The organism is Pseudostreptobacillus sp., assembly GCF_977040545.1.
The window spans coordinates 1-7,619 of the sequence record NZ_CDRRBS010000057.1; the positions used below are offsets into that span (position 1 = coordinate 1).

Below are 7,619 nucleotides of genomic sequence, written 5' to 3' on the forward strand. Positions count from 1 at the left end.
AACGTGTATTAGTGAGTTTTATTATAAAAAAAATAGTAAAATAAGTTATTATAAATGGTTATTATTGTGGACTATTGTTTCTACAATAGTTTCAATTTTTGGACTTAATAATATATTGAGTTTTACAATACCTTTATTATTACTGATGAATCCTATAACTATATGGATAATTTTCTTGACGTTAACTGATAAAATATTTGATGGGGATATTTTAGTATATAGATATACTACTTATGTGGTATGTTCTTTTTCATTACTTTCTATATTACCTAAATTAGGGCTTAATTTAGAAGTAATAAATATTATTCTTAGTTATATTCCTTTTAGTAAATATGAATTTGCTTGGTTTATACCTACATTTACTTTATATATTTTATTAATTATTAGGAAAAGACTGTATTTTATTAAAAAATAAAATCATTCATTTTACTGGTGTAAATATTTTTGAAATTGGAGGTTTTTAAATGATAGTACAATCTATAGATAGAGCTATGAATTTATTGGAGATACTTTCAAGAGGGAATAATATTCCTTTATCTGAAATTTGTAAAAAAAGTAAACTTAATAAAACTACAGCTTTTCGTATATTACATTCTTTAAAAGAAAATGGATATGTTAAACAAAATAAAAAAGGTCAATACTCATTGACTTATAAAATGTTTAGAGTTGGTAATAGAATAGTACAAAGTATTGATTTTGCTCAACCGGCAAAAAGTTACATCACAAAACTTGCTGTTGAAACTAATCAAACTATACATTTGGTTATACGTGATGGTAATCAAATTTTATACATAGATAAGTTTTCTCCTGAAAATAGTTCACATATTATGGAATGGTCAAAAATAGGAAGAAGAGCTCCTATGCATTGTACAGCAGCTGGTAAAGCTATATTATCTAATTCTACATTAGAAGATGTTGAAAATATTTGGAATCAAACTGAAATTATTAAATATACTGCAAGAACTATAGTAAATTTAGATACTCTTATAGATAATTTGAAATTAATCAAGAAAAATGGATATTCTGTTGAATATGAAGAATATGAATTAGGACTATATTGTATAGGTTCTGCTATATTTAATGATAAAAAAGAGGTTGTAGGAGCTATAAGTATATCAATACCTCTTGATGATACAATTCCTAAGAGTTTTTATGTTGAAAAGGTAAAGGAATGTACTAAAAAAATATCTAAAAAATTAGGTTATGAAGGTTAAAAATAAATGAGAATGATTATTAAAAATAATTGTTCTCTTTTTTACATATCTGAACTATTGTAAAACAAGTATTATAAAATAGTTTGATTATTTAAATTCCTTGTGGTAGAATTAATTAGAATAAAAAATAAAAGGAGAGATTATGAAAAAATATGCAATTATGTTATTGCCGCAACTTATCTTGGCAACTACTGTAGGAACTGATATAAAAATGGAAGGGTTAAAACCTATTTTAGAAATTAATGTAAAACCACATGAAAATGTATCATTAAAAACAAAAGCAAGCTATGATATGGTTGAACAAAATGTTGAAGGAAATTATAAAGTAAATGATTACGTTGAAGTTAGTGCTGAAGCTTTTGTAGGATATGAAAATATAAAAAAAGTTCAAAATGATGATAGTAAAATAAATAAATTAAAATCTTACTTAAAAAGAGAAGAGAATTTGAAAAATGTTTATAATGATATCAAAGACAATAGTGACATATCAGAAGTTATAGAAAAAGTAAAATCTTTAAAGGAAGAAGAAATTGATAAAATTTTAAATGAAAAGGTTACAAGAAAAGATGCTTATAGAAAATTGTTGAATATTTTAAATACGCAAGGTAGTAGATTTGGAACAGCAAATGCTCAATTAGAAAATGCTATCAATAGTGATAGCTTAGATAAAGAGGCGAGTAATATTATATTTGTAATGGTAGCTATTAGTGAAGCATATAAAAATGATACTGATAAAAAAGACAGTAATAATGATTTAAAAGCAGGACCTTTAAGTTTGAATGAAGCATATAATAAAGTAACTAAAAAAGTAGATGATGATAAAGTTAAAACAGCGTTCCAACATTTTTATAATTACTTCTCTAAAAATAATGATTTCAAGAGTATAAGCGAAGATTTTAAAAAGGTAGCACAATTACATGAAAATGAAGATAAAGAAGATTTTAAAGGTAAAATACGCACTAAAGTAGATGAAGAACAATTACATGTAAAAAATTTAATAAAAAACTTAGATAACGAAAATAATAATGTTGAAAAAATTACAATACATCACATATACTATGGAGCTGGAGTAGGAACTAAGGTAAATTATATGAATTTTGAAGCTTTATTAAAGGGAAGAATAGGAGCAAGTACAGCTATAATAAAACCAGATGATGAAGTAAAAACTAACCTTTATTGGTCTATAGATTCAGGATTTAGATATAACTGGAGAATAAATAAATTTAATATAATTCCTGAACTTGGAGTTAAATATGTTTGGTCTGAATATGGGCAAAAAGGATTTATTCCTTATGGTTCATTTGGATTTAATTACATATTTTAATAAGTTTAATATGATATAGAGAGTAAAGACTCTCTATATTTGTATTAAATTTTTATAATGTAAAGAACGAGATGGTTAAATTAAAAAAATCTATAATCTTTTTGTAGGGGAAGTAGGAAATTAGGAGGAACTTATGGATAATGAAAATACTTTTTTAGAAAATATAAATACAAAGAAAAACAGTAATCCATTTGAAGAAATTATTACGATTATAGAAAATTCAAAAGATCGTGCATATAGAAAAGTTAATGAAGAACTGATATTAATGTATCAAGAGATAGGGAAATATATTAGTAAAAAAACGGAGGAAGCATCCTATGGCTCTAGGTTTGTTGATAATGTGGCAGAATTTTTTTTGACAAACTATCCTGAGTTGAAAGGATTTAATCGCAGAGGACTTTACAGGATGAAGCAATTCTACGAGTTGTACAGTGGCGATGAAAAAGTGTCAACGCTGTTGACACAATTGAGTTGGTCTAATCATTTGAAAATAATGTCTGGATCTAAAAGTAAAGAAGAAAGAGAGTTCTACATTAACTTAGCAATTAAGGAGAATCTAACTCATAGAGAGTTGGTAAGGCAGATGGACAGTGGCTATTATGAACGTTATATGCTTTCAAATAGTAATGATTTACCTGCTATACAAAGAGCAAAACAAGAGACACATAATTTATTTATGGACAGTTATGTATTGGAATTCATTGATGCTCCCAAGCTTTGAAATGAAAGAGAATTTCAGAAGGCAATTCTTGATAACATAAAGAACTTTATATTAGAAATTGGAAAAGATTTTTCCTTTATAGGTAATGAGTACAGGGTGCAGGGTAGAAATCATGACTACTATATTGATTTATTATTCTATCATAGAGGATTATCCTGCTTGGTTGCGTTTGAACTTAAAATTGGAGAGTTTAAACCAGAATATGTTGGCAAAATGAACTTATATTTGGAGGTACTGGATCGAGAAGTGAAGAAACAGACCGAAAATCCAAGTGTAGGAGTAATCCTTTGTACATCTAAGGATGATGAAGTAGTAGAATTTGCTTTAAGTAGGAGCCTTTCACCTACAATGGTATCAGAATATAGATTAAAATTGATAGATAAGAATTTATTACAACGAAAGTTAAAAGAATATATAGACATTGTTGGGGAAATAGAAGAATAACTTTTTGCTATTGACAATGACTTTGGTTTATGGTAAAATATACAAGCTGATTGGAAATCAGTATCTGTATTACCAATACAAATTTTTATATTGGGAGGAATAAACAATGAGAGTACAAGTTATTTTAGAATGCACTGAAACAAAGTTGAGACACTATGTAACAACTAAAAACAAAAAAACTCATCCTGAAAGATTAGAGTTAAGAAAATACAATCCAGTGTTGAAAAGATATTCTCTTTATAGAGAAGTTAAGTAGTTAATAGAATAGGCCAGTAGTTCAATGGTAGAGCGTCGGTCTCCAAAACCGAATGTTGTAGGTTCGAGTCCTATCTGGCCTGCCATTTTTTTTAAGATATGGAGTTAATATATGAAAAAAGAAAAGAAAAATTTGCTTTCTCAGATTATAACTGAATATAAGCAAGTACAATGGCCAACAGTGCCAGAAGTTATACAAGTAACAATAGTAGTATTATTGATTACTTTATTTATTTCTTTAATGATATTAATATTTGATATTAGCTTTACTAGCATCATGACAAGATTTTCAGATCTTATCAAATCAATAATTAAGTAGGGGGTGTATCTATGGCAAATGTAGATGAAAAACAATATGTTAATAGATGGTATTTAATCCATACTTATTCAGGGTACGAAAGAAAGGTACGTGATGATTTAACTAAGAGAATTATCTCAGAAGGTTTAAATGATAAGGTGTTTAGAATATTGGTTCCTGAAGAAGAGGTTGAAGAGATTAAAATCAAAAAAAGAACTGGAGAAGAAATAAAAGAAAAAGTTTTAAGAAAAATCTTTCCTAGTTATGTAATGGTTGAAATGAGAACTACCAGAGAACAGTATGATGATAGTGTGAATTATAAAGTTGACAGTAAAGCTTGGTATATCATACGTAACACTAATGGTGTAATGGGATTTGTAGGAGTTGGTTCTGATCCGTTACCTATGAGTGATAAAGAAGTTGAAGACATATTTGCTAAAATGAAAAAATCAGATGAATCTTATGATGAAGTTGATTATAAAGTTGGGGATTATGTAAGTGACGAAGATGGAAACGGAGGAACTGTAGTTTCTATTGATTTAATTAAAAAGGAAGTTAATGTTGAAACATTGATAGGAAGTAGACCTACAATATTAACTTTTGAAATGAATAAAGTTACTAAATTTGTAAAATAATATTGTAATACAGTGGGAGATATAAATTCAATGACCACAAAGGAGGAAAAATATAATGGCTAAGAATAATAAAGAAGTAGTAGCTAAAGTAAAATTACAATTAGGAGCTGGAAAAGCTAACCCAGCACCACCAGTAGGGTCAGCATTAGGGCCACAAGGTATAAATATACCAGAATTTTGTAAACAATTTAATGCACAAACTCAAGATAAAGCTGGATTTATAATACCAGTTGAAATATCAATTTATGCAGATAGAAGTTTTAGTTTTGTTTTAAAAACTCCACCTGCATCAGATTTATTGAAAAAAGCAGCTAAGGTTGAAAGAGGAGCACAAAATTCAGTTAAAGAAGTAGCAGGTAAAATTACTACAGCTCAATTAAAAGAAATTGCTGAAACTAAAATGCCTGATTTAAACTCAGCTACTGTAGAAGCAGCTATGAAAGTTATTGCTGGTACTGCAAGAAGTATGGGAATTAAAATAGAAGACTAATTAATATTGAAAATAAGTGGGAGATATAAATTCAATGACCACAAAGGAGGAAAAATATAATGTCAAAAAAAGGGAAAAGATATAATGAAATTTCTCAAAAAGTAGATAAATTAAAAATATACACACCAGAAGAAGCTTTAAATTTAGTGTTTGAAACTAAGAGTGCTAAGTTTGTTGAAACTGTTGAATTAGCAATTAGATTAGGAGTAGATCCTAGACATGCAGACCAACAAGTTAGAGGAACAGTTACATTACCAAATGGTACAGGTAAAACTGTTAGAATATTAGCAATAACTTCAGGAGATAATATACAAAAAGCATTAGATGCAGGAGCAGATTTTGCTGGAGATGATGAATATATTTCAAAAATACAAGCAGGTTGGATGGATTTCGATTTAGTTATTGCAACTCCAGATATGATGCCTAAGCTTGGAAGATTAGGGAAAATATTAGGGACTAAAGGATTAATGCCTAATCCTAAATCAGGAACTGTTACTACTGATGTAGCTAAAACTGTAGAAGAATTTAAAAAAGGTAAAGTTGCATTTAAAGTTGATAAATTAGGTTCTATTCATTTACCATTAGGTAAAGTAAACTTTACTGAAGAACAAATAGTTGAAAACTTTAAAGTTGCTTTAGATCAAATAATTAAATTAAAACCAGCAAGTTCAAAAGGTCAATACTTAAGAACAGTAGCAATTTCACTAACAATGGGTCCTGGAATTAAAATAGATCCAATATTAGCGGCAGCTTTTGTAGCTAAATAGTAGAAAATTAATATTATATTGAGAAACGCAATTATTTGCGTTTTTCTTTTTATCTATGGAGGTAAAATGGAAGAAATAAAAAATTCTTATAATGAATTATTATATAAGTCAAAACCTTTTAGTTTTTCTGTACCTGTATTTTTACAGTCAGTATCTACTTTATTAGGATTAAATGTTGCAGATTCAAAAAATTGTAGCTTTTTAGAATTGGGATCATCATTTGGTGGTAATATGATATCACAAGCTTTATTTAATCCAGAGTCTAAATTTGTTGGTATTGATTTATCAGAAGAGCAAGTTAAAATTGGTAATGAAATTATAGAGTATATTGGATTAGATAATATTAAACTTTATGCTAAAAATATTCTAGATATAGATGAAGATTTTGGTAAATTTGACTATATTACAGCTCATGGAGTATATTCTTGGGTTCCGGATAATGTTAAGGATAAAATTTTAGAAATATTCAAAAATAATTTAAATGAAAATGGTATAGGGTATGTATCATATAATACTTATCCTGGTTGGAAAAAAGGTTCTCTTTTAAGAGAAATGATGGTTTATGCAAATAAATATCACGAAAACTTACCTTTAATTGAAAAAGTAGAAAGATCAAAAGCTATAATTAATGAAATATTAGATTTATCATTAACTACTGCTGATTCGATTGAAGATAAAAAAAGTTTTAAATTTTTTACTGATAAAGTTTTTGAAAAAGATAATTATTATTTGGCGCATGAGTATCTAGAAACTTTTAATGATCCATTATATTTACATGAATTTGTTGATAGAGTAAGAAACAAGGGACTTGAGTATGTTTCTGATGTTAATTTAAGATTATCATTTATAAGCCAATATTCAGAGGATTTTATAAAAAAAATTAAAGAATTAACTTTAGGAGATAGAATAATAAAAGAACAATGTATAGATTATATTTTTTATACTAATTTTAGAAAATCTTTAGTTTGTAAAGGTGAGAACTCTAAAATAATAAATACGACAGAATCTATACCTAAAACTATTTTTGAACAGTTTTATTTCCGTATTAATATGACAGATTCTGAAATTGAGAGCATAGTAAATGAAGATATGAGAGAATATATAAAAGAAAATAGATATGAAATATTTAAAATTGAAGATTTTAAAAATAAATTCAAAGATAACCAAGAATTAGTAGATGAATTTTGTACACTATTGATAAATCTTATAATTTCAAATCAAGTTTATTATTCTTTAAATAAACCTGAAAAAATAGAATTTGAAGAAAATGTAACATATATTCCAACTAAATTTATTAAATATATAGAATTATGTATATCAGAAAATAATAAATATATAGAAATGGCAGATTATTTTAATCTAATGATACGGAGTGATTTATTTAATATAGTAGATTTATATATCATGCAAGAATTGGAACAGCCTACTACTAAAGAAAAAATAATTGAAAAAGTTCAAAATAAAATGAAAA

General features: G+C 26.9%; 10 protein-coding genes, 1 tRNA gene and 1 pseudogene. All 12 read left to right on the forward strand.

Going from position 1 to position 7,619, the window contains the following annotated elements:
- On the forward strand, positions 1 to 415 hold a 415-nt coding region (locus ACWYO2_RS03960; protein ID WP_455515200.1), incomplete at its 5' end, for a branched-chain amino acid transport system II carrier protein.
- Between the two features lie 49 nt (positions 416 to 464).
- Entirely contained in the window at positions 465 to 1,214 is a 750-nt protein-coding gene (locus tag ACWYO2_RS03965; RefSeq protein ID WP_455515201.1) for an IclR family transcriptional regulator, read from the forward strand.
- A gap of 142 nt (positions 1,215 to 1,356) precedes the next feature.
- Positions 1,357 to 2,538, forward strand: coding sequence for a hypothetical protein (locus ACWYO2_RS03970; protein WP_455515202.1), 1,182 nt, complete (start codon positions 1,357 to 1,359; stop codon positions 2,536 to 2,538).
- 133 nt (positions 2,539 to 2,671) lie between these two features.
- Positions 2,672 to 3,259 carry a DUF1016 N-terminal domain-containing protein gene (locus tag ACWYO2_RS03975; RefSeq protein WP_455515203.1) on the forward strand — a complete coding sequence of 196 codons (588 nt, stop codon included), beginning with the start codon at positions 2,672 to 2,674 and terminating at the stop codon, positions 3,257 to 3,259.
- Between the two features lie 12 nt (positions 3,260 to 3,271).
- A pseudogene (locus tag ACWYO2_RS03980) lies at positions 3,272 to 3,703 on the forward strand (PDDEXK nuclease domain-containing protein); the annotation flags it as partial.
- Positions 3,704 to 3,809: 106 nt separating this feature from the next.
- The gene (rpmG, locus tag ACWYO2_RS03985) at positions 3,810 to 3,959 is read left to right on the forward strand and encodes a 50S ribosomal protein L33 (RefSeq protein ID WP_066896901.1); all 150 of its coding nucleotides are present in this window, start codon (positions 3,810 to 3,812) and stop codon (positions 3,957 to 3,959) included.
- A 10-nt stretch (positions 3,960 to 3,969) separates the two neighbouring features.
- Positions 3,970 to 4,044, forward strand: a tRNA-Trp gene (locus ACWYO2_RS03990).
- 26 nt (positions 4,045 to 4,070) lie between these two features.
- Entirely contained in the window at positions 4,071 to 4,277 is a 207-nt protein-coding gene (secE, locus tag ACWYO2_RS03995) for a preprotein translocase subunit SecE (RefSeq protein ID WP_455515204.1), read from the forward strand.
- An 11-nt stretch (positions 4,278 to 4,288) separates the two neighbouring features.
- Complete coding sequence (locus ACWYO2_RS04000) at positions 4,289 to 4,891, forward strand: transcription termination/antitermination NusG family protein (RefSeq protein WP_455515205.1); 603 nt, start codon at positions 4,289 to 4,291, stop codon at positions 4,889 to 4,891.
- A 55-nt stretch (positions 4,892 to 4,946) separates the two neighbouring features.
- Positions 4,947 to 5,381 (forward strand): 50S ribosomal protein L11, encoded by a 435-nt coding sequence (rplK, locus tag ACWYO2_RS04005; protein ID WP_455515206.1) that lies wholly within the window; start codon positions 4,947 to 4,949, stop codon positions 5,379 to 5,381.
- 59 nt (positions 5,382 to 5,440) lie between these two features.
- A complete protein-coding gene (rplA, locus tag ACWYO2_RS04010; protein WP_455515207.1) occupies positions 5,441 to 6,148 on the forward strand; it encodes a 50S ribosomal protein L1 in 708 nt (235 codons plus the stop codon).
- Positions 6,149 to 6,214: 66 nt separating this feature from the next.
- A partial coding sequence (locus tag ACWYO2_RS04015; RefSeq protein WP_455515208.1) for a methyltransferase regulatory domain-containing protein occupies positions 6,215 to 7,619 on the forward strand: 1,405 nt, incomplete at its 3' end.

Excerpts from the sequence above, each read along its gene's own strand:
- rplK (WP_455515206.1), top strand. The coding sequence starts at position 4,947 with ATGGCTAAGAATAATAAAGAAGTAGTAGCTAAAGTAAAATTACAATTA.
- rpmG (WP_066896901.1), top strand. The coding sequence starts at position 3,810 with ATGAGAGTACAAGTTATTTTAGAATGCACTGAAACAAAGTTGAGACAC.
- ACWYO2_RS03970 (WP_455515202.1), top strand. The coding sequence starts at position 1,357 with ATGAAAAAATATGCAATTATGTTATTGCCGCAACTTATCTTGGCAACT.
- ACWYO2_RS03975 (WP_455515203.1), top strand. The coding sequence starts at position 2,672 with ATGGATAATGAAAATACTTTTTTAGAAAATATAAATACAAAGAAAAAC.
- rplA (WP_455515207.1), top strand. The coding sequence starts at position 5,441 with ATGTCAAAAAAAGGGAAAAGATATAATGAAATTTCTCAAAAAGTAGAT.
- ACWYO2_RS03965 (WP_455515201.1), top strand. The coding sequence starts at position 465 with ATGATAGTACAATCTATAGATAGAGCTATGAATTTATTGGAGATACTT.
- secE (WP_455515204.1), top strand. The coding sequence starts at position 4,071 with ATGAAAAAAGAAAAGAAAAATTTGCTTTCTCAGATTATAACTGAATAT.
- ACWYO2_RS04000 (WP_455515205.1), top strand. The coding sequence starts at position 4,289 with ATGGCAAATGTAGATGAAAAACAATATGTTAATAGATGGTATTTAATC.